This window comes from Aliivibrio sp. S10_S31, assembly GCF_014694495.1.
Taxonomy (GTDB): domain Bacteria; phylum Pseudomonadota; class Gammaproteobacteria; order Enterobacterales; family Vibrionaceae; genus Aliivibrio; species Aliivibrio fischeri.
The window spans coordinates 130,629-155,382 of sequence record NZ_JAAUWR010000007.1 but is presented as its reverse complement, the minus strand read 5'-3'; the positions used below and the strand labels follow the sequence as shown (position 1 = coordinate 155,382).

The following is a 24,754-nucleotide window of genomic DNA, read 5'->3' as shown; positions in this document are numbered from 1 at the left end:
TAATAGGTTTTATCAATGATGGTTTTTGTGGTGTAAGGGGGCTTTATAACGTTTCAGAATAAAAATCTGCATAGTTATTTTATGACAGAGAATAGTTAATTAAATTGTGATAAATGTTAAATAAAAGTTGTGATAGTGCGCTTGTTTGATGATATCAAATGCTACTGATTAGAGATAAGTTTGCTAATATCGATGCCAAAGAGTGAGCCAAAGAGCTTAACAAGTAACAGTTAACAGTCATGAGGGAATATATGAAAGCAGTTGAATCAAACTTTGATGGGCTCGTTGGGCCTACACATAATTACAGCGGCTTGTCGGTTGGTAATATCGCCTCTAAAAGCAATCAATCTGGTGTGTCTAATCCCAAACAAGCAGTAAAGCAAGGTTTGGAAAAAATGAAAGCATTGCATGATATGGGGTTTGTTCAAGGGGTGCTTGCACCACAGGAACGTCCAGATATCCATACACTTCGACGTTTAGGTTTTTCTGGTTCTGATTCTGAAGTACTAAAAAAGTCATATCAATATTCACCTCAATTACTTGCTGCTTGTTCTTCTGCATCAAGTATGTGGACGGCCAATGCTGGCACTGTCTCTCCAAGTGCTGATACAACGGATGGGAAAGTCCATTTTACACCAGCGAATTTAATTAATAAGTTTCACCGTTCGATAGAGGACCAAGTCACGGGAAATATTTTAAAAGCCACTTTTTCTGATGAGGAGCACTTTGTTCACCATCAAGCATTACCACACAGTGATTATTTTGGTGATGAAGGCGCTGCAAACCACACTCGTTTTTGTCGTGAGTATGGTGAACAAGGGGTGGAGTTTTTTGTTTTTGGAAAAAGCGCCTTTAATGAGAGTTACCTTGCTCCGAAAAAATACCCAGCACGTCAGACATTAGAAGCGAGTGAGGCTATCGCTCGTACACATGGTTTACGTGAGCAATTTACCGTATTTGCACAACAGAATCCCGATGTTATTGACCAAGGTGTCTTTCATAACGATGTAATTGCTGTGGGAAATAAGAATACATTGTTTTGTCACCAACAAGCTTTTTTGAATCAAGAAAAAGTGAAGTCTGATTTATGTGCTTCTTATGGTTTTGGCTTTAATGTTATTGAGGTACCAACTGATAAAGTATCCGTTCAAGATGCGGTAGAAACGTATCTGTTTAATAGTCAGTTAATCACTAAAGCTGATGGAACTACTTTGATTATTCTTCCTGAGCATTGTCGTCAAAATTCAAGAGTATGGGCTTATTTAAATGAGTTAGTAGAGCAAAAGTGTGGTATTGATGAGTTACATACCTTTGATTTAAAACAGAGTATGCAAAATGGTGGTGGACCAGCGTGTTTGCGTTTGCGTGTGGTGTTAAATGAAGCTGAGCAAAAGGCGGTAAATCAACATACGTTAATGAGTGAAGAGCTATTTACGACTCTTAATCTATGGGCTGATAAGCATTATCGAGACCGTATTGAAGATAAAGATCTTGCGGATCCTCAGTTGCTAGTAGAATCTCGTTCAGCATTAGATGAATTAACGCAAATCATGCATTTAGGTTCTATTTATCCATTTCAAAAGTAGCGGAATAATCTGTTACTATTTTTAATAGTTAACTAATTAATAATTAAACAAAAAGCCTTAAATGTAGGATCATTTAAGGCTTTTTAATTTTTGAAGTTTACATTGTAAATTTTAGTTTCTGTTTAGTGTTCGCATATACTCATTAAGTCATCAATAAAATGGTTAAGCGCTCGCTCTTCAATGGTTCTTATCTTTTGTTGCTGTGTAGTACTTAACATGTGGTACATACTGGCGGCACCAAAATCACCAAAGATAATATTTGCTTCATTATCAAATAGCGTGTTGTGTGCGTATAGATCCCCATGACACACTTTATTATCGTGCAGGTGATTGAATACATTGCACATTTCTGATGTCATTTTATTTATTTTTTCGAGTGATAAACTGAACCCATTAGGAAAAGTATCCCGTGTACAACTTTCTAAACTAGGTGGTAAACCTAAGTTTTTGTAATGCGCAGGGATCAAGTTCATGATCAACGCGAGATGATTTTCTTCATTAACTTGTGCTAACGATTGTACCAAACTTGGGTGATTACCTACTTTTAAACACGCTTGCAACTCATCTTCAGGGTATCCATCACTTGTGACTTCGCCTTTAAATACTTTAACAGCGATTTCTTGTGGGAAATCCGTTTGCGCTTTATTCCAACTAGCTTTAGAAATAACGCCAGATGCACCTTGACCTAATACATTTTCTAACGTGTAGTCACTTGAAGAGACCGTAGGTACTGATTTGATTTTTAGATCTGATTTACAGAATGGATTACCAGCAAAAGCAAACCAAGCCAATTTTGGTAAATCAAGTAGTTGATCTGGACATTTTGTTAATTGATTTGCAGAAATACGCAGTAATTCTAAATTGTGTAGCTGAGATAAATTATCTGGTAGTTCGGTTAGTTTATTTCCGGCTAATGCCAGTTTTTGCATTAAATTACATTTACCTAAAGTATCAGGTACTGTTTCGAGTTGATTGTCCGTTAAGATAAGCCAGCGTAATTTCGGTGGAAAAGCGTTTTCGGGGATCTGTTTAATCTGGCATGACTTAAACCCAATCATTTCAAGGTTTTCACATTGTGCCAGAGCGTCAGGAAATACAGTAAACGGGTTATTTGATGCAAAAAAAATCTTTAACTTCGATAATTGATTTATCTCATTTGGTAGCGCAGTCAATCGATTGTTTGATAAATCTAAGATCTCTAACGAGTCCGCAAGAGATAAGATTTCTGTTGGAAATTCAGTGAGTTGTTCACTTAATTGTAATCGGGTAATTCCTTTTAATTCACCAGATTGTAACTGCGCTAATGTGTGCAAATCTTTTACCTATTTAATAACAATATTGTTTTTGAATATTCAATCCGTTGATTGTACGGTTTTGGTGGATAAAAATCTAACATATCAAAATAGTTATATTCGATATAACCTCCATATCATTGGCTCAGCTGTATCCATCGCGTATCGTCCCTTTGTTGATAAAAATATTTATATTCAATGCATTGCTTTGACTTTGCTTATAACTATAGGGGATATTGAAATGAAGAAGTGTACGACAAGATCGTTATTTACGCTTGTTGGACTGTCTATTTTTAGTGGTACTGTGCTTGCTGAAGACAAACAAGATGATGTTCAAGATATGTCAGATCCATTGGCCGTTTATACTCAAGCTGGTGCAGGCTATACCGATAAGGGATTGAACTTAAAAATAGGTCAAACGTATGATACGGGCAGTGATATTACGATGGGTATGAATGTCATCGAGATCAAAGGTATTGCTGGTGAGGCTGTTGGTTGGAATGGCGATGCTCGTGCAAATAATGATGATAGTATTGACTCGATACGTTTCCGTAATTTTAGTGTTGATTTAACCAATGGCCGTGGTGCTCAGATTGATGTTGATTGGAATTTTGATCGTAACCAAGGCTCAGCTTCTTACAGTTTTATACAGGCTCTTCCAAAAATGGGCCCTGTTAGTTTATATCCTTTAGCTGGTTTGGGTTTAGCTGCTGGAGAATCCTATGATGTTGGTGATCAAGGTGCTGCTCAGGCACAAGACCGTTATGATTTGCATGGTTCTTTTTATGTGGCAGGGCTGTATAGTAAAATTGAAGTTACCGACAAAATTTGGATTAACTATAACCCAATGTATTTAGGGACGGTTTCAGGATCTGATGAATATAAAAATAATACTTACGGCGTAGATAACGACACAATGTTAACTCACGAAGCCGCTATTAGTTATCAGATCACGAAACGATCTAATATTCGTTATTTTGCTAATTGGACTGAAGATACACACTTTGCAGACGGTGATCACCGAATTGAATTTAACTATCAATTTTAACGATCCGACAAATTAAAATGGCTTACCAACTCAATTGGTAGGCCATTTCTTTTTTCTTTAAAAAGTAAAGTTTACGCCTACAAAGTGAATTCTGCCGTCGAAGGAGCCATCTACATTTAAACGATCCATATCAACAGAGCCTAAATCGGCGTATTCATAAAACATATCCATTGTAATACCGTCCCATGATGTGGATGCACCAACAGAGTAGCGATATTGTTCACCTACCGGTAAATCTACCCATTGCATCGAAGGATCATCTTGAGGTGAGGTTTCATATGAGAATCCGGCCTTTAAACGCCAATCAGAATTCAGACGATAATCAGCACCGATGGCAAATTTCCATACATCATCCCAATCTCGTTTTATTTCGGCACCACCATTACCTAGGTTTGCGTCTAAAATGGTCGAATCCCAGAGGCTCCAACGGTGCAGCTGTATGCTACTTAATAAGTTTACATCTTTACTTAATGCATAACTGGTGCTGAGGTCAACAATATCAGGCATGATCATTCCACTCGAAAGCGTTGGATTAGCGTTACCTAAGCGAATGTTATTATTAAATTCATGCTCAAGTTTTGAACGGTAGCTTAAACCCATGGATGCTTGTTCTGAAACTTGATACATAACCCCTAAATTATAGCCATATGCCCAATCAGAATCTTTTTCAGCGGTAATTCCTGACATTGATTGCTCAAAAGAAGCCCAACTAAATTGTAAGCCAGCCCCTAATGATAATCGTTCATTTACTTGATAACTTAAAGCAGGATTTAACTGCATTGCAGTTAAGCTGATATCTTCTAATAGTTTACTGCCAGCCCAATCACTACCATAGTCTAAGCTTGAGCCACCAACAGCGCCAAGCGCTAAACCAAAGTGTAATTTGTCTGTTATCGCTTGAGTATGAAAAGCGCCGGCTGAAGGTAAAATTGAATGTGCTCTGCCATCTTCTGAACCATTGTTATCATTAAATTTCATTTCTAAATCAAACGCCATGGCATTGATGGTTGTTTTACTTTCTCCCATGTAGGACATGGTGGCAGGGTTTGTCCACATTGCAGCCGCAGATTCAGTGTAAACGCCGTCTCCTGCGCCTGTTGTACCAGCATTCGCAACGGTTGCTTCCTGAAGAAATAATCCGCTAGAAAAGGCATTAAAACTGAGCAAAACAGCAGAGGCAGTTAAAGAGTAGCTAAAAAAGGGTTTCATAAAGTGCTCTTATATTAATTATCAAAATGGCATGAAAAGTACTCATGCGTATAATAAAAATGCGATTAGTCACAAATTTATTTTTGGTTTTATGATAAATAAAAATAAATACCATTTAGGAATAATGAATATTCCAAACCGTAATAAATAAAGGCGCAGTCATATTTAACTATGGGATGATCTTTTTGTTGAAAAGTATCGTAATAACAAAAAGATAAGAGTAATGGAGACAATGATGTTTAAAAGTATAAGTAAAGTGGGTTTTGGGGCTGTTATTTTGATGATGCTCAATGGATGTTTGGGAATGCCAAAAGGCGTAGAACCCGTTACAGGCTTTGAGTTGAATCGCTATCTTGGTACTTGGTATGAGATAGCTCGTTTGGATCATTCTTTCGAAGATGGTTTGAGTCAAGTAAGTGCAGAATACTCAATTAATGAGGATGGCAGTGTAAAGGTTATTAATCGTGGTTTTTCAGATCAAGATCAACAATGGAGTGAGGCTTTAGGTAAAGCAAAATTTGTTGATGGAAGTGATGAGGGGTATTTAAAAGTTTCTTTCTTTGGTCCTTTCTATGGTTCTTATGTTGTTTTTGAGTTAGATAAAGAAAATTATCAATATGCTTTTGTTTCAGGTCCTGACCTCGATTATTTATGGCTACTCTCTCGAACTAAAAAAGTGGACCAAGAAGTGATTGAACGTTTTGTATCAACTGCTCAATCACTTGGTTTTAAAACAAATGAACTTATCTTTGTTGAGCAGAAATAATAAAACGATATATAACAAATAAAAGAAATGGCACTCATATTAAGTGCCATTTTTTATATGGAAACCTGACATCATTTTAATTAACGAGCTAATTTATGATGTGCTCGAGAGAAGTGCCCCGCACAGAATGCCCCTACGATGGATAGCTCTCCAGCTAAGCATAAAGCTGCGCATACTTCAGCCAGTGCTTGAGATTTACCAGCACCATGTAATCCCATTAATTCTAAGCACGCTTTTTGACTTGGTAATCCGGTACCACCGCCAACTGTACCAAGCATAAGGTTAGGCAGAGTGACACTTGCGTATAAGTCACCATTTCTATCGACTTCAATGCGAGTCATCCCAATGGCTGATTCAGCCACACACGCCGCATCTTGCCCACAAGCGATATAAAGAGCAGCTAGGGCGTTAGCATAATGTGCATTAATACCTATAGTTCCGCTGAGCGTCGCACCAACTGTACTCATTTGAGTAAACTGCATCATTTTTTCAGGGGTCGTGTGTAAGTACTTTTTCACTAACTCCGCAGGAATGTGTGCTTCGGCAGTGACTTTTTTGCCGCGAACACTGCGCAAGGTTTGGCTGCTTGCTTTTTTATCTCCTGATAAATTGCCATCTAAATAGGCATTTTCAGGCGTGATAGGGGAGTTTTCCATGATGTAGTTAAACACAGCATTGGTCGCAATAGTTACCATGTTTTGTCCTGAAGCATCACCAGTTAAAAACTCGAATACCAAATAAACATGATTGCCTTCAATACTGATATTAATGTCGCTGAGTTTCCCATGAGAGGTGGTGGACTCTGCTAGTTGTTTGAATGTGTCGTATTGAGTCACTGCCCATGCCACAAACTGTCCTGCTTCGGCTAAACCAAAAAAAGCAAATGCAGGCGTACGAGTCACCCCTTCGTTTAACAGCATGGCACTTGCGCCGCCACTTGCCGTCAATAGCTGTGCTCCACGGTTATAAGAGGCGACTAAGGCGGCTTCTGTGGTGGCAAGAGGCACTAAGTAATCATCATTGGCAAATAATCCATTCACACGTAATGGGCCAGCAAGACCAACAGGCAGTTTCACCGTGCCAATAAAATGCTCGATGTTTTTCTCGTACACATGCATTTGATTTAGGGTGTGTGGATCGAGAAGTTCTGATTGGAGTTCAGGTCTTGCAAGTTTATCCCAGCGACGAGTAAGATTCTTTTCTGTTAGATAAGGGCTTGGAGTGATTTTATTGTGTGGTTTTTCAAAATGAGGGTTGAGCGATTGCTCTAATTTATCTGCAGAGATATCGCCCCCTAAGATTGAAACATAGTCACGGCGATGCAGATTCAGTTTTGGCATAAGAACATATTAATTACAGCAAATGTTGAATGAGATTTTACTGCTTCGTATCAGATAAACAAGGATAATGACAAAAAGCGTTACAGTTTTATCTCTCAATTTTGAACCAAAATAACGACAAATTTTTTCGATTCTTACGATAAATATTCATTATTGGACTACGTTTAAAGAATGTTAGTTAATGCCGTCGACAACTTGTTAGGTTACAAGGATTGTTAGGTTATGCTTCGATATTCCAACGAAGTATTTTCTTTTGATGGCCCTATTGTGTGAGGTCTAGATTTGGAACATTCGGTTAATTTGGAACGTATCCGTGCTGAGTATAATGTAAAGCACTGGAGCCAAGGTTTTTATGGTATTGATGACAATGGTGAGGTTTATGTTTCACCACGCACTGACGCGAGTCACCAAGTTCCACTAAGTCATATTGTGAATCAATTAGAGCAGCGAAATATTGGATTGCCTGCTTTGGTTCGTTTTCCCCAAATCGTTCATCAGCGTGTGCATAATATTTGTAATGCATTTAACCAAGCGATTGATGAATACCAATATGAAAACCACTACCTTCTTGTTTACCCAATTAAAGTAAACCAACAAAAAGAAGTGGTTGATGAAATTCTTGCAAGTCAGGCGCAATTAGAGCAGAAGCAATTAGGCTTAGAAGCAGGCAGTAAACCTGAACTATTGGCCGTATTAGCGCTAGCTCAAAAAGCGAGTTCAGTTATCGTATGTAATGGTTATAAAGACCGTGAGTATGTTCGCTTAGCACTGATTGGTGAGAAACTTGGTCACAGTGTTTTTATCGTTCTAGAAAAATTATCAGAATTAGATTTAGTTCTGTCTGAAGCAAAAGCATTAGGTGTTAAACCACGTCTTGGCTTGCGTATTCGTCTTGCTTCTCAAGGTGCGGGTAAATGGCAAGCAAGTGGTGGCGAAAAATCGAAATTTGGTTTATCTGCTTCTCAAGTATTGACGGTAATTAACCGCCTAAAAGCAGAAGACCAATTAGATATTTTAGAGCTTGTGCATTTCCATTTAGGCTCACAAATGGCAAACATTCGTGATGTCCGTAATGGGGTGAGTGAAGCAGCTCGTTTTTATTGTGAATTACGTGATATTGGCGCAAAACTAAAATACCTCGATGTGGGTGGTGGTTTAGCGGTAGATTACGATGGAACTCGCAGTCAATCATCAAACTCAATGAACTACGGTTTGGCTGAATACGCGCGTAATATCGTAATGACGATTGGCGATATTTGTCAGCTTTACTCACAACCAATGCCAGTGATCATCTCTGAATCTGGTCGTTCGTTAACGGCGCATCACGCGGTGTTAATTACTAATGTTATTGGTACAGAAAGTTATACGCCTGAAGCCATTGAAGCGCCTCGTGCGGATGATCCATTGTTATTACACAATATGTGGCGTAACTTAGAACAGTTAGAAAACGGCAGCGATGATCGTGCGCTAATTGAAATTTATAACGATACTCAATGTGACGTAGCAGAGGCTCATAATCAGTTTGCGACAGGTATGATTAACCTTCAGCATCGAGCATGGGCAGAGCAAGTTTCATTACGTATTAACTATGAGTTAAGCGTAAAAATGAGTACCAAGAACCGCTACCACCGTCCAATCTTGGATGAGTTAAGTGAGCGTTTAGCGGATAAGTTCTTTGTGAATTTCTCTCTGTTCCAATCATTACCAGACGCGTGGGGTATTGATCAGGTGTTCCCTGTGTTACCACTAAGCGGTCTTGATAATGCGGATGAGCATCGTGCTGTTGTATTGGATATTACGTGTGACTCAGATGGTACGATTGATCAATATGTTGATGGTCAAGGTATTGAAACAACGTTACCAGTACCTGCTTGGAACCCTGATGAGCCTTATTTAATGGGCTTCTTCTTAGTGGGCGCATACCAAGAAATCTTAGGTGATATGCATAACCTATTTGGTGATACTCACAGCGTTGTTGTTAATGTTGATGAAAATGGCGAAGCAAATATTGATTACATTAATGAAGGCGATACCGTTGAAGATATGATGCGTTATGTACATATCGATGTGGATTTGATCCGTCAAAACTACAAAGACATGGTAACAGCGAAGGTTGCAGAAGAAGAACAACAAAGCGTGCTTGAAGAGTTAGAGCAAGGCTTAATGGGTTACACCTATTTGGAAGATTTTTAATGAACGATTTATTCACCAAAAAAGATTATTCATTGTACTCAAATGCAATGACATTTATGCGTCGCCCATTGGTACAAAACCCAATTGATAACGATGCAGATATCGTAGTGTTAGGTGCACCATTAGATATGGCAACCTCAGGTCGCCCTGGTGCGCGTTTAGGTCCTGATGCGATCCGTCGTGCATCAGTAAATCTAGCGTGGGAAGGTAAAAAATTCCCATGGGATTTCAATGTATTTGATCATACAAAAGTGATTGATTCAGGTGACCTTGTTTTTGACACTGGCGATGCAGAAGATTTAACAGTACGCCTCGAAGCTGCTGCTGATGCGATTCTAAATAGCGGTAAAACCCTATTAGGTTTAGGTGGTGATCACTTTATTACTCTGCCTTTGCTGCGTGCTTATGGTAAAAAATACGGTGAAATGGCATTAATTCATTTTGATGCTCACACTGATACTTATAGTCATGGTAGTCGTTATGATCACGGTACTATGTTCTATCATGCACCAAACGAAGGTCTTATTTCACCGGAGCATTCTGTTCAGATCGGTATTCGTACTGAGTATGACCAAAAAGATCACGGATTTAATGTGATTAACGCAATGCAAGCGAATGACATGAGTGTTGATGCCATTATCGAGCAAGTAAAAGGCATTGTTGGTGACAAACCAGTATACCTAACGTTTGATATTGACTGTCTTGATCCTGCGTTTGCTCCGGGTACAGGTACACCAGTATGTGGCGGTTTAAATTCAGATAAGATCTTAAAAATCATCCGTGGTTTGCAAGGTATCAACATGGTTGGTATGGATGTGGTAGAAGTATCACCTGCATATGACCAAAGTGATATCACGGCATTGGCTGGTGCAACGATTGCTTTAGAGCTTCTGTATGTTTGGACTGCGAATCGTTTAAACAAATAAGCGTTATAAGCTGAGTAAAAATAAACCCGTTGAATGAGAGTTCAACGGGTTTATGCTTTTCAGGTTCAGGATTTTTATTTAAAACATTGAGATTTTGATACTTGGACTTTCTTGTTTATTGCTTGCATAACCGAACTAGGGTTAACTTTATACAAACGGTTTAAAGACGTTGTTGTTTTTAATTCTGTTTGCAAATATGAAGTGTAATCTTTGAATTTATTCATCTGCTTAGAACCGTAATTTTGTTGGCATGACTGAACCCAATCAACATAATGATTAAAAAATACGGACGCCTCTTTTGTTGGCATTGCAGTCATTAAATACGCCATATCACGACTGGTTTGAAAGTGCTGAAAATCAATGGGTGTATCCCAATATCCGCCCCAATAAATGAATCCATTTTGAGCAAAAATATTAATCACTTCCTCTGCAAATCCCTTTCTATCTTCCTTACCTAAACGTTGCAGCATTCGGTTTGAATATTCATGACCTTTTAATGGTTTGAATGTCGCGGTTCCCCATGAAGTAAATTCAACAAACGGATTCTGTAACGGGTTAATATCAATAGCAACGCCATAAGCGTGTAAAGAGAGGGAAGATTTACCTGCAATCGGTCGGTAGTTAAATGCTGAGGTGTTATTAGCATCCATGGATTTAACATCATTGCCAGCGTAATACTCAATAGGTTTAGCTTGAGCTATTGGGAAGCCTTGCTGATACAGGTCATCAAAAATACGTTCAACGTGAGGTGCCACTGCATCTAAGACAACAAGTTTACCTGTCGCTGTTTTCCCATTAAACGTGTAATGCTTAAAGGTGACATTACGTAAACGGTCACATTGAACGGGTGCTTTAGTTGACATAACGCCTTTACCAATCATTGCTTGGCATTGCGCTGCCGTTAAATTAGATATATTGGCAAAACTTGGGGCAGAGCAAAAAAATAATGCTAAAGCAGTAAGAAGGCGGTTTTTTTTCATGTAAACAGTCCTTATTAAGAAGGTAACTTGCTGTATTTAAAGTGACTATGCCACGAAATTTTCTCTTATTCTAGTTGTTCTAGAGTTCAGATTAATAAACGTATTTGAGTGTGATTTTCATTCCAAATTAAATATCTTATGATTTTGCGAGCCAATCAAAGGAGATTGCTAGACATAAGCATATTGTATAGATAGAATTTTGATGTTTTTTGTTCTGTCTATAGATAAAAGTAATAATTACTGATTTTGAATCGTTAATGATTATATTAAGAATGCTTAATACGTCATGAGACTGCTATAGACGTAGGAGTAGTAGGTAAAAATGTCGAACAAATTTAAAGCTGTAGTTGAAAAGTTTCGTTCTTTTCCTCGCCGTATTCGCTGGAGTACGTATGCATTAAGTGCTTATCTTTTATATGCTGCATTGTTTGGCTTACTGGTACCATATATTGCTAAGCAGCAGATCCCTGAACAGCTTTCTAAACTTATAGAACGTCCTGTGACGTTAGCTGACGTGACGTTTAATCCTTTTACTCTTCAATTAGATCTTCATCAGTTTTCCATTCAGGACGCTGAATCTTCAACTTCCTTTATGCGCTTTGAGAATGCTGGCGTAAAAGTTAACTTTTGGGAGTCGATTTTTAATGCAGCAATTTCAGTTGAATATATTGCATTAGATAAACCTTATGTTGATATTGAACGTTTAAATGATACCGAACAATTGGTATTTAATTTCAATGATATTTTAAGTGCTGTTGCACGTAATTTGGCTTCAGAAGAAAAAGTAGAACCATCAATAGAAGAGCCAATTGATCGTCATAAAGCGTTATTTCCTGTTTTGATTAAACAAACAAGACTAGCTCAAGGTCATGTCAGATTTTTTGATGGTGTCACTGAAACAGAGTTAATCTATCCAGATATCAACTTCACGTTGGGTTCATTTTCTACACAAAGCGTATTAACGAATGCTGAGTATAAGAATGAGTATCGTCTACAAATTACAGATGCAGATTCGGGCAAGGTAGAGTTCAAAGGTCAAGTGCAACTAAAACCGTTAGAAGTGGTCGGTGATATTCATGTTCAGAAGATTGAATTACCACGCTTATGGGGCTTTATTGAAAAAGACATTATTGCCAAATTAACCTCAGGGAATGTGAATTTTTCATCCAACTATCATGTGGCTCAAACCATCGGTGATACTGAAAGTGACGATACGATGAGCATCACTACTGATGAAGGCGTCTTCTCTGTTAATCACTTAAATTTTAATGCAGAAGATAAATCCATTGTTTCACTGCCTAGTTTCTCTGTAAATGGCATTGCAACGAATGTAGAAAAGCAAACTGTTACGATTGCATCTGTTACTTCACAAGGCTTACAGGTTTCAGCAAAAGTGGATGATAAGGGCGCAGACCTTGTTAATTTATTCACATCTAAGTTTATTGCTGAAGCACCAAAAGAACATAAAGATGATTCAGTAGAAACAGAGCCAAAATCTACAGAAGTTTCTCCGTCATGGTTGATAACGCTTGATGGTATAGAAATTAAAGATTACCAGCTAAATGTAGAAGAAAAGGTTATTACTAAAAAAGCCAACCTGTGGCAGATTTCTCCTATTAATTTAACGACGAGTCAAATTGTCAGTGATTTATCTAAGCCTATTGATTTTGATTTCTTTGCTTCAGTTAATAGCAAAGGGGATATAAGCGTTAAAGGCCAGGCTGATGCTAAACAACAAGCCGTAATGGCTGATATTGATGTTAAATCATTAAAACTTGCTCAGTTTCAGCCTTATTTAGCAACAGCAGTAAATGCTACGCTCACTAAAGGTGAAGTGAATACACTAGCTAAGTTAAATGCTAATGCAGAAGGCAAGGTTATCGTGAAAGGTGGGGTGCAGGTTAATCATCTTTCTATTCGTGATAATAAGCTGAGAAAACCGTTTGTAAAATGGCGCTCATTAGCGGTGAACAAATTTGATTTTGATTTACAGAAGTCTAAGTTAGCTATTGATACACTAAGTGTTAGTCAGCCTTATGCTCGAGTGGTGATTAACAAAGATCGTTCCACCAATATCGGTGATTTGATTGTTGCTCAACCTAAAGCCAAAAAATCAAAATCTACAACGAAGAAAAAAGGTCAGAAGCCGTTTGCATTAAGCGTTAGAAAGATAGCGTTTAATAATGGTTCGGCTTTCTTTGCTGATAACTCACTGACGCCGAATTTCTCTTCTGGTATCGAACAATTAAAAGGCAACATTGGCCATGTATCGAGTATTCCAGGAACAAAGGCGACGGTTGATATTAGCGGTAACATTGAAAAATACGCACCAGTAAAAGTGAAGGGGGAAATCAACCCATTACTGAAGCAGCCGTATTTAGATTTAGATGTGGTATTTAAGAGTGTAGAGTTGACGACGGTAAATCCATATTCAGGCACATATGCAGGTCACTATATCGATAAAGGGCAATTAACATTAGCGCTTAATTACCAGTTAGAAAATAATCAGCTAAAAGGTGATAACCATGTGATTATCGATCAACTGAAATTAGGTAAAGCCAGTGACAGTGATTTAGCAACCTCATTACCATTAGAGCTGGCGATTGCTTTATTGCAAGATAATGATGGAGTGATTGACCTTGGTGTTGAAGTATCTGGTGATGTGAATGATCCGGAATTTAGCTTAGGTGCTGTTATTTGGAGTACGATTTCAAATATCATCACTAAAGCGGTTACTGCACCATTTTCATTTATCGCAGGTCTTGCTGGCTCTGATGAAGAATTAAATGTCATTGCCTTTCAATTTGGTACTGATGAGTTAACAATAGAAGAGCAAGAGAAACTACAGACGTTAGGTAAAGCATTAGAAACTCGTCCTAAACTAAAATTAACTGTTGATGGCGCTGTGAATGCGCAAGAAGACAGTAAGGCGCTTGAGTTAGAACATTTTAATCAATTGTTAGTGGAAGCGGCTAAAATCCCAGAAAATGAATTACCTCAAAACTTAACAGCGAGTTCAATGCCAACTTCGGGTCCATTATCAGACGCTTTGCAAAGTATATATAAAGCGGAGTACGGTGAAAAAGCCACTGAAGTAAAAGATCGAATTGAAGACGAAGAAGAAGCAAAAGATATAGAGTTAACGGATGAAGAGTTAAATAAACGTTGGCATATTGCTTTATATAATTTGGTTTTAAATAAGCAAAAAATAAATGAAGGCGAACTTGGGCAATTAGCTCAACAGCGAGCTCAAGCAGTAAAAGCGTATTTGGTGGATGTGGTAAAAGTTGATGCCGATCGTGTGTTCTTACTGGATAGTCGCTTTGACATTGAGCAAGACACCAGCAGCGTATTATTATCGTTAGAAGCTAAGTAAACTCTTACTCAGAGATTAAAAGAATAAAATGGCGCATCAAGATAAGGTGCGCCATTTTTCTATGTAGTGAGAATTCAATTAGCTATATTTGTATTAAAACGGCATTGGGTATTCTCTAAATACTGCATTAATATCTGAAATAGCTTCGTCACTTAATGGTTTTGAGAACGCCTCAATATCTTCTTTTAATTGCTCTAGAGAGGTTGCACCAATAATAGTGGATGTGACACCGTCCACTTGATCACACCAAGCTAATGCTAACTGGCAAGGTGTATAACCGTGTTTCTCGGCAACATTCATATAGGCGCGTACCGCTTCATTTGCCGCAGGTGTATCTCGGAAAATACCATTACGTTGTGAGAAGGTCCAACGACTGCCTTCTGGCATTTTTCCATCTAAATATTTACCACTTAACATGCCGCCAGCCAGTGGTGACCAAGGTAGGTAAGCCACATTTTCATGAATACAGTTTTCAATGAGATAAGGCCAGTCTTTTGCATGCAATAAACTGAATTCGTTTTGAATTGAAACCATTCTTGGTAAATCGTATTTTTCACTTAATTTTAGATAGGTATTAATGCCCCACGGAGTATCGTCTGATAATCCTATATGATGGATTTTTCCTGCTTTCACACAAGCATCCAGTGCTTGTAAGATCTCTAGCATTTCGGCTTCTTCTTTTTTTGCATCGAATTCACTGAATTTGAATTGATTTGGAAAGTGCTTACCAAAATGTGGGGAAGTACGGTTTGGCCAATGCAGTTGGTAGAGGTCAATATAATCCGTTTGTAATCGTGCAAGTGAGGCATCTACCGCCGCAATAACAGCTTCACCAGTAATTGGACCAGCATTACGAACCCAAGGTAAACCTGGACCTGCAATTTTAGAGGCTAAGATGATTTCTTTACGTCGTTCAGGATTCGCTGCTAGCCAATTACCAATGATGGTTTCTGTTTTACCGTAGGTATCAGGTGATGGCGGTACCGCATACATTTCAGCGGTATCGATAAAGTTAATGCCTTGGCTTAGCGCATAATCAATTTGTTGATTGGCGTCTTCTTGAGTATTTTGCTTTCCCCAAGTCATGCTACCTAAACAGATACGAGAAACTGAGAGATTACTGCTACCAAGTGTTGAGTATTCCATGTAAGAAGGCTCCTTTATTTCTTTTTATTGGATCGTTAATTAAGAAAACGCACTAATACTTTCCCTTCTTTTGAAATATTGTTCTTGAGGGTCAGTTGTAATGTGATAGTGACAGATATGGTCAGCATAACAAAAATAGCGATTAAAATAAGCAGTTGATATTTTATAGCAACCATAGGGTTAACCCCTCCTAAGATTTGACCTGTCATCATGCCAGGAAGGGTAACTAAGCCTGTTGTAGCCATTGATGCCATAATAGGAGCAAAGGCTTTTTGCATTGCCGCACGAACAAAAGGAAGGGTTGCATAGTGCGGAGATGCGCCAAGAGCGATAGCGGCATGATACTCACTCTCTCGTTCTTTAAATGCAGTGAATAAGTTTTGCAAAGCAACGATATTTCCACTCAAACTATTGCCTAATAACATACCAGCTAGAGGGATCACATATTGAGCGCTATAAAGTGGGGTTGGTTGAATGATTACCGAACTAAGTAAAATGACCAATGGTGAAAGTCCAATAAATAAACCAGTAGCTACGGGAAACAGCAGGCGTCTTTTTGGTAGTTTGGCTTTAGAAATGATAGAGCTAGAGCCGATAGCAATCATTAATATAATCCATAGTGCATTTAACAATGGATTATTTAATTGAAAGACAAATTCAAGATACAGACCAATAAAAGCCAGTTGTGTGATCATTCTAATCACACTGATAGCCATGTCTTTAGCGAGATCTAATTGGTAAATGCGATTAATTGAAAACGGAATGATTAATGTAAGGCTAAACAGCCCCATTAACGACCAACTGATATCTAAGGATTCTTGCATATTTTCTATTGGCTAATGAGTCATGGATAAAGTATCTCAGGATTTACATTATTTCTAAACTATTAAATATGCACAATATTGGGAATGTAACTATTAAAATAGCGATTTACACGAACAAGAGATGTAACCCCAGAAGTTAAACATCAGGTTTGACCACACAGAATAGAAGCAGATATAAACCCCACCTTGTTTGCTTTAGCCATATGCCTTAAGCAGGTACGACAAATTAATACATATTCGAAGAGCATCTCAAAAAATAGATTTAAATACTGTTTTATTAATAACTGTGATAACTGCATTAGAGTGATTTATTACTCTGTTATATGTTATTTGCACTGAATATATAAACTATTGCAGTGAGGGATCTTAATACTTTTAACCTATAGACAGTATGAGTTGAAATGAATAAATACAGCGAAATATATATTGTATCAACAAATAATGAATGGGCTGATATCCTTATCGGAGGGCTATCTACGATCTTTGTTAGCTATAATTTCCAACACTTAACTTCATTATCTAATTTGTGGAATATAAGACCGGGAACAATCGTCATTTATGATAAAGAAAGTTTGGGTAATCCATCATTAAATTTAGTGTCTCCAGGTGAACGTGGCGGGGAGTGGGTTATTGTAAATGCAAAGCAGTGTGATACAGAGAGTAGTGCTGGTTTTATTGCGTTGGGCTTCTCTGGCCTAATTGATAAAGCGTATACGATAGAAATGCTACCCAAAGCGATAAGGACCGTTATTTCTGGGCAGTTATGGTTTAGTCGAGAGGCAATGTCATTGTCGCTTAAACAAGCCACTCATATTGGTCATCAATCAAATCACTCGATTAATATATTAGCGGTAAAGTATGCACTTACGGTTAGGGAGCAGCAGGTTTTTCTATATTTATTACAAGGAAGCAGTAATAAGGAAATTGCAATGCAAATGAATGTCAGTCCAAGCACGATTAAATGTCATGTTTCGAGTATTTTATTAAAAACGGGAAAAAATGGACGTAGGCAACTTTTCTCTTTACTCGTTGATAATGAAAAGAAAGTAATAACACCAACAGTATAGGATGAGTTAGGCCAATAATCCCCCTTTTAAGTGATAACTCTAGACATATGGCCTATACCCTATTTCTCCTTTATCTCTATATTTATAGCGGTACAGTCAAGTTGATGTATATAAAATAGTCAACTAAGGAAAGGAGAAGACTAATGAAAGGTTTAATTGGTGGAGCTGTTTTAGCTTTATTATGTTCTACAGGTGCAACTGCATCTGATTGGGTTGTTGGTAGTGATGAAGGGCGTGCAGATTTTCATGTGAAATTTAAAGGTGAAGTTCCTAAGCGTTGTGAAATGGTTGCAAACAAAAATTTAGAAACTATCACGTTTGATTTAGCGAAAGAATCGGATACGAAGAAGTTCGCATTTAAAGCGTGGTGTAACTCGTATGGTAGTAAAGCAAACCTACTTATTGACGGTTTCCAGTTTAAAAATGGTAATGGGGATGTGATCCCTATGCAGTATAAGTTTAAAGGGGAAAAAGTCGTAAACGATGGCTCAACAAACGTTACTCGTATTTATAAAGAAATTGATATTAGCAATAGCCTTGATAAATCAATGTCAGCTAAACATGTTTTAAAAATTAAATCATTACCACAAGTTGGTGCGCGTCATGGTGAATATGCAGGTTCTATGTATGTAAGCTTATTCCATATGTAATGATAACCAGAGTAGTTTTTGGGGGGATAATATCCCCCCATTGAGGTTTATATGAAAAAACAAATATATGTATTCTTATTAACTCTTATTTTTCCATTTCATCTTAGTGCATTTGAGCTTTTTCCGATGGTTAACTTTTTTAGTGACCATGGTAAAGACAGTTCAGGTTTCTTTAAAATTACAAATGCCTCACTACAACCTCTTCCCGTTGAAATTGAAGTAAGAAAAAGACAAGTAACAGGAGAAGAATCGGAAGTTTTGATTGAGAGTGCAGATATTTTTGTTTTCCCTCTACAAGCACTTATTGCTCCCGGCGCTTCACAGACAATAAAAGTACAATATATTGGTTCACCAAAAGAAATTGCAGAATCTTATCGCCTTATTGTAAGTCAGTTGCCATTAAAAGATGAAATGGGTAGCGATAGTATTCAAATGCTGTTCCGAATTGGTGGGCTTGTTTTTGTTTCACCAAATAAAGTTAATGAAACCGTAAAAAGTCAATTATCGACAAATGAAAATAATCAATCAGTTCTGATGATTGATAATGTAGGTAGCAGTGTCGTAGATGTAAGTAAACAGACCTGGAATGTCAGTTTAGACGATAAGAAATACACATGGAAATGGTCTGATATTGAACCTTTTATTTCTCTTCAATATTTAGTTCCAGGGCAAAGTGCTAGTTTGCTGGTGAGTGACTTGACTCAATAATTTAAGTCAATATGAAATGATAAGAAGATAAATAATGTGGCGATGGATTGTCCTATGCTGTATTTCCTTGTGGATAACAGTACCTGCTTTTGCGGCATTTAATTTAACGCTACCGATTATTTATAGTGATAAAGAAATAGGAGAAGTACCTGTTGAGGTTGATGGTATGTCATTAACAGGTATTGGAAAAGAAGACTTGAAAGCCATACTTGGAGCGAGGATAAGCCCTGAGTGGTGGCATAATATAGAAAAGAAAAACACTTCCTTAAATGCTTATATTGAACCGAAATTATTAGCTGAAAATGGTCTAGGTATTGAGTTAGATCCTGAAAATTTAGTTATCTTGGTCACTGTGTCGTCTGAATTATTAGCAGAGCAAGACATAAACCTTTCCAACGGATACCCACTATTTATTCCAACTGAAAGTGGAAATTTTGCGTGGCTTAATAGCATAAATACTCGTTATGACATGAATTGGGATAAAAACACTGAATCATGGTCAACATCTGTTGATTGGCTATCTCAATTGAATATTGGTGGTGCAAAAGGGGTGAATGCTCTTTTGGCTAATTATATTTATAGCGATCAAGAAGAAACTCGATTTCAGCGAGGTGAATGGAAAGCTTTTTATGATGAACCTAATATGCCTTTACGAATATCTGTTGGAGATATTAGTAGTGGTGAGTCTGGGCATATTACTAATATCGCATTGGGGGGGATTTCAATTGAAAGTCGTTATGCTGATTTACAGCCCAATAGAGATATTAGTCCTGAAAGTAGCCAACAATTAGTATTACTCGAATCAGCTGAGGTCGATGTTTATGTCAATGGTGAGCGTATATCTGGCGGAAGGCTAGAGCCAGGGCGATATAATTTGCAAAACCTAATGCTAGGAAATGGAGCGAATGATATTACGGTTGAGGTGAGTTATTTATCAGGAAGGCAAGAAACGCTTAAATTCACACAATTTTATAATAGTAAGTTACTAGACGAAGGGTTGTTTGATTACGCTTTTTCAAGTGGTAAACCATTAAATTATAACGACGACGGTATTGATTATAGTGATGTTGTTGTAAGTACCGGATTTGTTGAGTATGGAGTTCTAAATTGGTTAACTTTGGGGGTTAATGGACTACACACAACCGATGGGCAAGTTATTGGTGGCATAGCTACGCTTAGCTCTGATTTTGGTAATTTAACAGGGCGTTTTTCTATAAGTGATGGAGAGCTGCATGATAAAGGAAAAATAACCTCACTGGATTACGAGCATAGTGTCATCGGAAGAGGTGATAGCCAATCGCCAAATTTACGGCTTGCTATTGAACATTCTAAACAATTTGTTAGTCAGCCGTGGCTAGAAAGCGAATATGAAAATGAATATTTGCGATATTTAGGTAATTACTTTTGGCAGATCACTTCTGAGTTTGATTTAACGTTATCAGGAAGACTCACAACCTATCCAATAGCTGATAAAGAAATAACAGCTACGACACTCCTGAATTGGAGAAAACGTAACTTAGCTGTTGGAGTTGGGATGGAATATGAAGAGTCTGAACGTTATACAGAACCTGATTCTAGAATATTGTTTACGCTAGATTGGAGTTGGTATTCTAAAGATGACGACCACCGGATGGGTGTTTCTTATAACAGTGAAAGTCAGCGTTCAAGAATATATTTAAATAATGAAGGACTTGAACGAGTTGGGGATGCGGGTTATCGAATTGAAGCGGAAAAGGATGATTATCAAGTAAATCAAAAAGCAGTTGCGAGTTATACGGCAAATCGTTTTCGAGTTGAAAGTGAGATATCAAGACATGAAATGCAAGCTACAGGATATGAAAACTATCAAGCATCACTTAGAGCTTCTACAGCAATAGGTATTGTTGATAATCAAATTGGTTGGGGACGGGTTCCGTCAGGGCCATTTGTGATTGCTTCTTTACATCCAACATTACCAAATAGCACTGCTGATTTAGATGTGACACAAGATGGTGTAGCAACTGCACAAGCGACGTCTTTAATTAATGGTATGTTTTCGTTATCTCAACCTTATGCAACTAATCATGTTGATTATAACGTTATTGATGCTCCGATAGGGTATGACTGGGGGGAAGGACAAATATCATTTACACCCGGAATCGCCACTGGACACTTCATGCAAATTGGTTCAGATGCATCTTATACCGCGAAAGGTGTCTTGTTATTTAATGATGAAAGCCCTTTGGATTATTACCAAGGAACAATAAAAAATGATCACAAAAGCGTTCGATTTTTTACCAATAAACAAGGTCGTTTTTTTGTTCAAGGACTAACGTCAGGAAAATACACACTGACTCCAGATGGTATGGATATGCCTGATGTACTTATTCAGATTATCAAGCAAGAGACTAGTTTAGTTGATTTAGGTGTTATCTATATAACCTGTGAAGGGGGATGTAACAATGATAAATAAAAATAATATAAATTGGTTATTGTGTAGTGCTTTTTATTTGTTGTTCATCGTAATTGGCTTCCCTGTCTATGCAAGTGAACCTGATGAGTCATGTCAAGGTGAGTGGAAGGTTGTCATATCAACTACGCCTGTTGAACGCTCTTTCAGGGATCGTGGTGGATTGTGGTTTCCTGCTTATATTGAATTAGGTCATGCATTCCGACGTTGTGCAAAGGCTATTGAAATAGAACCATTAGGGCGAAGTAGTGACCGAATCATCAAAGGCCCACAGAGTGACGTAATTTCATCTTTATTTAATTCAGATAGACAACCGTTAATAAAAAATGGCAAAGGGAATTATCAATTGCCTATTTTAGGTAAAAATCGAGTGAAATTTTGGCTATATATAGCAAAAGGGAAACAACTGTTGCCCGGCCTTTATAGCAGTGAAATGATGTTTTATTTAAGAGATACGATGGGCGTTAAGTCAGAACGAATTGCTTCTTTTAAGTACAGGGCAAAACCTTATGTTAATGCAAAAATTAATAGCTATAGTGGGCGTTGGTTAAGTTATTCAGGGAGTACGATCCGATTAGATATGGGTAACTTAACAAAAAGTAATCACAGGACCATTGATTTCATGGTTCAAAGTAACACGAATGTGCGTGTAAAGTTGATTTCTGAAAATAAGGGAGATTTAGTGAATTTAGATTCATCTAATAAAAGGATCCCTTATTTTGTAACGGTTAATGGGCAGAAGCGTAAATTAAGTGCACCGATAGAATATGAAGTACGCTCTTTTTCTAAAGAGAAGGGAGAGGTATTACGTATTCACATTGAAAATCAAGCATCACCCAATGCAATGGCTGGAATTTACCAAGATATGATGACTGTGAGTTTATTTGCACAATAAACATTAATAATCATATGCATACAATGGTGTATGAGAAGATTTATTCTAAGTTAATACGACTTATCTGTTAATAAAAAAGCCGCTGAACATGACTATTCAGCGGCTTTGTTGCTTATGGACAGAGTAAAATTATAACTCGCGAACCACTCGGAAACCTGTGTAGTTAGCACTGGTTGATGGGTTCAATTCTAGTGATTCATAAGCTTTTGCTTTTGTTGGCGCAAAGCTCCATGCGCCACCACGAACGATACCTGATTTCGCATTTGTCCATTCCCATACGTTACCTGCCGTATCGTAAACACCATAAGGGTTTGCGCCAAAGCTGCCTACAGGAGATGTTGACTTGTTAGCCCACGTTGAGCCGCCCCAACCTGTGTTTGCATTACCTGAACCAATATCGTCACCCCACCAGTATGCATCTTTGCTACCTGCACGAGCTGCAATTTCCCACTGTGCTTCTGTTGGAAGTGCGTACTTAAAGCCTGTCTGTTTTGTTAACCATTGAGCGTAAGTTTCAGCATCATTTTTAGAAATACAAACTGCAGGAGCGTTTTTAGATTGCTCAAAACCCGGTTTACGCCAGTTTTGGTTTTGGTGACGTTTGGTTTCGCCGCCATTGATAGCATTACAACCTGCGCCTTTTTCAGCTTCAGTGATATAACCTGTACTAGCAACAAATGCATTAAATTGATTTACAGTAACAGGTGTTGCACCAATAGAGTAAGCTTTAGAAATCGTTACATTGTTAGCTGCGTTTTTACCAATGTGGAAATTACCAGAACCAATAACTACCATTTGAGGAGCTAATTGGTTGTTACCTAATCGGTCAGAAAACTTTTTACCTGGTTTTGGACGGTTTTCTTGCTCTTTAAGATCAGCCCATACAGTAATGTCTTTAGTTAATGACATTTGGCGACGGTAAGGTTCGAAACCTGACTTCTCAACAGTGATCTGATGTTGACCAGCTGGAAGCATAACGTCTACTGGTGTACTACCGTAATTAACGCCATTTACTGTTACGTTATCTTCATGACGATTTGAACGAATAGTAATACCTACCCATTTCTTCTCTTTTTTGATTTTATCGTTCAAAGAAGAAGAGTTTGATTGCTCAATACAGTAACGGTTTTCAAGTCCAAGAAGTTGACAAGCAGCAGTAGAGTTAGGACGAGCACGTAAAGAAGCTTGAAGCTTAGTTGTGTAACGGTTACTACCATTAAAACCACTATCAATAATAGCGCTATCTAATACGTGAATATTTAACGATACACTATCAACGTGTTGTTTTACGATATCTGTTTCAGTAAAACCATTGATGAGTTGTTGTTGGAAGTTATTTACCGCTTTTTGCATGCTCAATGTTTTACCTTGGCTTGCACATGCTTCAAGGGTCATCGACATTTTACATGTAATGGTATGAATAACATCTAAACTGTCTTGTGCTGCTAGTTCTTCTTGTAAACGAAGAACGCGAGCTTCTTGGCGTGATTCTCCAAGAATTTCCAGTTCGTCTAATGCACGTTGTTTTTTAGCATTATTGCTTTTTAGAACACGAGTTTGTTCTTGAATATCTTGTTGAATAGCAAGCTTAGCAATCTGATTTTCTTTTACTTCTTTCCACGAGTCTTGGTATTGTTTTTGGAAAGGAGTGATATCAAGATCAGGGTCATCAATCATGCGGTTGTATTGCTCATCTAAGTTGCGCTGAGCTAACTTACGTTTCGCATCTAATTGTTCTGCTTTTTTGTCTAAAGAATCACTTTGATTACGTAAATCACGTAGTCGATTTTGGTCATTTCTAACAGTTCCTTCAAGTTGTTTAACTTCACTGCGTTTATGATCAAGCTTCGCATCAATAGACGCGACTGAATCAGCAGCTGGAGCTGTTATTTGTGTTTCAGTATTGGCAAGCGCAACTGGCGTAAAGAGCGCTGGTGACAAGATTAAAGCTAGTGCGGGTAGTCCTTTACGATTCATAATTCTTCTGCTTTTAATATTAGACATAAATAAATTTCGTTCACGTATTCTGATACTGATCTACATATTTCACTTTTCATGTAGCAAATGATCTATGCAGATGAGTATCTGTTATTCATAGATTTAACATTAACTAATAAGCAAAATTTATACCAAAATAATATGTAATTGAGCTAGAAAAATTGAATTTCCTTGATCATCGTTTCAATAGACTGAAAGCATGATCAAGTTAATTAATGAGACTGCAGAGTCTTAAGTTTAATATCCATATGTAACTTGTTGTAAATAATTAGTTTTGTTTATTTGGTATCTTCAAATTCCA

18 protein-coding genes are annotated in these 24,754 nt (G+C 37.7%); 11 read left to right on the top strand and 7 right to left on the bottom strand.

What is annotated here, in order from left to right:
• Positions 1–251: 251 nt before the first annotated feature.
• On the top strand, positions 252–1,586 hold the full coding sequence (gene astB, locus HC728_RS08370; protein WP_190395299.1) for an N-succinylarginine dihydrolase: 1,335 nt from the start codon (positions 252–254) through the stop codon (positions 1,584–1,586).
• Positions 1,587–1,708: 122 nt separating this feature from the next.
• Here astB and HC728_RS08365 read toward each other — a convergent pair whose 3' ends face one another.
• A complete protein-coding gene (locus tag HC728_RS08365) occupies positions 1,709–2,899 on the bottom strand; it encodes a leucine-rich repeat-containing protein kinase family protein (RefSeq protein WP_190395298.1) in 1,191 nt (396 codons plus the stop codon).
• A gap of 220 nt (positions 2,900–3,119) precedes the next feature.
• Between HC728_RS08365 and HC728_RS08360 the strand changes: the two genes are divergently transcribed.
• Positions 3,120–3,926 (top strand): hypothetical protein, encoded by an 807-nt coding sequence (locus HC728_RS08360; protein ID WP_190395297.1) that lies wholly within the window; start codon positions 3,120–3,122, stop codon positions 3,924–3,926.
• A gap of 57 nt (positions 3,927–3,983) precedes the next feature.
• Here HC728_RS08360 and HC728_RS08355 read toward each other — a convergent pair whose 3' ends face one another.
• Positions 3,984–5,135 (bottom strand): OmpP1/FadL family transporter, encoded by a 1,152-nt coding sequence (locus HC728_RS08355; RefSeq protein ID WP_190395296.1) that lies wholly within the window; start codon positions 5,133–5,135, stop codon positions 3,984–3,986.
• Positions 5,136–5,370: 235 nt separating this feature from the next.
• Here HC728_RS08355 and HC728_RS08350 point away from each other — a divergent pair, with 235 nt between their 5' ends.
• Entirely contained in the window at positions 5,371–5,901 is a 531-nt protein-coding gene (locus HC728_RS08350) for a lipocalin family protein (RefSeq protein ID WP_063655350.1), read from the top strand.
• Between the two features lie 80 nt (positions 5,902–5,981).
• On the opposite strand, the gene HC728_RS08345 is transcribed toward HC728_RS08350, so the two are convergent.
• A complete protein-coding gene (locus HC728_RS08345) occupies positions 5,982–7,241 on the bottom strand; it encodes a hydroxymethylglutaryl-CoA reductase (protein ID WP_065596924.1) in 1,260 nt (419 codons plus the stop codon).
• Between the two features lie 300 nt (positions 7,242–7,541).
• Between HC728_RS08345 and speA the strand changes: the two genes are divergently transcribed.
• Entirely contained in the window at positions 7,542–9,434 is a 1,893-nt protein-coding gene (speA, locus tag HC728_RS08340) for an arginine decarboxylase (protein ID WP_370539786.1), read from the top strand.
• On the top strand, positions 9,434–10,360 hold the full coding sequence (gene speB / locus HC728_RS08335; RefSeq protein ID WP_011263658.1) for an agmatinase: 927 nt from the start codon (positions 9,434–9,436) through the stop codon (positions 10,358–10,360). Before speA ends, speB begins: the two co-directional genes overlap by 1 nt.
• A 74-nt stretch (positions 10,361–10,434) precedes the next feature.
• On the opposite strand, the gene HC728_RS08330 is transcribed toward speB, so the two are convergent.
• Positions 10,435–11,340 (bottom strand): M15 family metallopeptidase, encoded by a 906-nt coding sequence (locus HC728_RS08330; protein WP_065596923.1) that lies wholly within the window; start codon positions 11,338–11,340, stop codon positions 10,435–10,437.
• A 322-nt stretch (positions 11,341–11,662) separates the two neighbouring features.
• On the opposite strand from HC728_RS08330, the gene HC728_RS08325 reads away from it, so the two are divergent.
• Complete coding sequence (locus HC728_RS08325) at positions 11,663–14,716, top strand: DUF748 domain-containing protein (protein ID WP_065603637.1); 3,054 nt, start codon at positions 11,663–11,665, stop codon at positions 14,714–14,716.
• A 93-nt stretch (positions 14,717–14,809) separates the two neighbouring features.
• On the opposite strand, the gene HC728_RS08320 is transcribed toward HC728_RS08325, so the two are convergent.
• A complete protein-coding gene (locus HC728_RS08320; RefSeq protein ID WP_065596921.1) occupies positions 14,810–15,862 on the bottom strand; it encodes an aldo/keto reductase in 1,053 nt (350 codons plus the stop codon).
• A 35-nt stretch (positions 15,863–15,897) separates the two neighbouring features.
• The gene (locus HC728_RS08315) at positions 15,898–16,686 is read right to left on the bottom strand and encodes an ABC transporter permease (RefSeq protein WP_005423302.1); all 789 of its coding nucleotides are present in this window, start codon (positions 16,684–16,686) and stop codon (positions 15,898–15,900) included.
• A gap of 401 nt (positions 16,687–17,087) precedes the next feature.
• Between HC728_RS08315 and HC728_RS08310 the strand changes: the two genes are divergently transcribed.
• The 5 genes from HC728_RS08310 to HC728_RS08290 all read left to right on the top strand — a co-directional run bounded on the left by HC728_RS08310 (position 17,088) and on the right by HC728_RS08290 (position 22,455).
• Positions 17,088–17,753 (top strand): LuxR C-terminal-related transcriptional regulator, encoded by a 666-nt coding sequence (locus tag HC728_RS08310; protein WP_005423301.1) that lies wholly within the window; start codon positions 17,088–17,090, stop codon positions 17,751–17,753.
• Between the two features lie 143 nt (positions 17,754–17,896).
• A complete protein-coding gene (locus HC728_RS08305) occupies positions 17,897–18,403 on the top strand; it encodes a hypothetical protein (protein WP_005423300.1) in 507 nt (168 codons plus the stop codon).
• Between the two features lie 51 nt (positions 18,404–18,454).
• Entirely contained in the window at positions 18,455–19,111 is a 657-nt protein-coding gene (locus HC728_RS08300) for a molecular chaperone (protein WP_190395295.1), read from the top strand.
• A gap of 34 nt (positions 19,112–19,145) precedes the next feature.
• Positions 19,146–21,563, top strand: a complete 2,418-nt coding sequence (locus HC728_RS08295; RefSeq protein ID WP_190395294.1) for a pilus assembly protein PapC — start codon at positions 19,146–19,148, stop codon at positions 21,561–21,563.
• Positions 21,553–22,455, top strand: coding sequence for a hypothetical protein (locus tag HC728_RS08290; protein WP_017018832.1), 903 nt, complete (start codon positions 21,553–21,555; stop codon positions 22,453–22,455). Before HC728_RS08295 ends, HC728_RS08290 begins: the two co-directional genes overlap by 11 nt.
• A 129-nt stretch (positions 22,456–22,584) precedes the next feature.
• On the opposite strand, the gene HC728_RS08285 is transcribed toward HC728_RS08290, so the two are convergent.
• Positions 22,585–24,432 (bottom strand): SUMF1/EgtB/PvdO family nonheme iron enzyme, encoded by a 1,848-nt coding sequence (locus HC728_RS08285; RefSeq protein WP_017018831.1) that lies wholly within the window; start codon positions 24,430–24,432, stop codon positions 22,585–22,587.
• Positions 24,433–24,754: the final 322 nt, after the last annotated feature.

Excerpts from the sequence above, each read along its gene's own strand:
- astB (WP_190395299.1), top strand. The coding sequence starts at position 252 with ATGAAAGCAGTTGAATCAAACTTTGATGGGCTCGTTGGGCCTACACAT.
- HC728_RS08360 (WP_190395297.1), top strand. The coding sequence starts at position 3,120 with ATGAAGAAGTGTACGACAAGATCGTTATTTACGCTTGTTGGACTGTCT.
- HC728_RS08355 (WP_190395296.1), bottom strand. The coding sequence starts at position 5,135 with ATGAAACCCTTTTTTAGCTACTCTTTAACTGCCTCTGCTGTTTTGCTC.
- HC728_RS08350 (WP_063655350.1), top strand. The coding sequence starts at position 5,371 with ATGTTTAAAAGTATAAGTAAAGTGGGTTTTGGGGCTGTTATTTTGATG.
- HC728_RS08345 (WP_065596924.1), bottom strand. The coding sequence starts at position 7,241 with ATGCCAAAACTGAATCTGCATCGCCGTGACTATGTTTCAATCTTAGGG.
- speB (WP_011263658.1), top strand. The coding sequence starts at position 9,434 with ATGAACGATTTATTCACCAAAAAAGATTATTCATTGTACTCAAATGCA.
- HC728_RS08330 (WP_065596923.1), bottom strand. The coding sequence starts at position 11,340 with ATGAAAAAAAACCGCCTTCTTACTGCTTTAGCATTATTTTTTTGCTCT.
- HC728_RS08325 (WP_065603637.1), top strand. The coding sequence starts at position 11,663 with ATGTCGAACAAATTTAAAGCTGTAGTTGAAAAGTTTCGTTCTTTTCCT.
- HC728_RS08320 (WP_065596921.1), bottom strand. The coding sequence starts at position 15,862 with ATGGAATACTCAACACTTGGTAGCAGTAATCTCTCAGTTTCTCGTATC.
- HC728_RS08315 (WP_005423302.1), bottom strand. The coding sequence starts at position 16,686 with ATGCAAGAATCCTTAGATATCAGTTGGTCGTTAATGGGGCTGTTTAGC.
- HC728_RS08310 (WP_005423301.1), top strand. The coding sequence starts at position 17,088 with ATGAATAAATACAGCGAAATATATATTGTATCAACAAATAATGAATGG.
- HC728_RS08305 (WP_005423300.1), top strand. The coding sequence starts at position 17,897 with ATGAAAGGTTTAATTGGTGGAGCTGTTTTAGCTTTATTATGTTCTACA.
- HC728_RS08300 (WP_190395295.1), top strand. The coding sequence starts at position 18,455 with ATGAAAAAACAAATATATGTATTCTTATTAACTCTTATTTTTCCATTT.
- HC728_RS08295 (WP_190395294.1), top strand. The coding sequence starts at position 19,146 with ATGTGGCGATGGATTGTCCTATGCTGTATTTCCTTGTGGATAACAGTA.
- HC728_RS08290 (WP_017018832.1), top strand. The coding sequence starts at position 21,553 with ATGATAAATAAAAATAATATAAATTGGTTATTGTGTAGTGCTTTTTAT.
- HC728_RS08285 (WP_017018831.1), bottom strand. The coding sequence starts at position 24,432 with ATGAATCGTAAAGGACTACCCGCACTAGCTTTAATCTTGTCACCAGCG.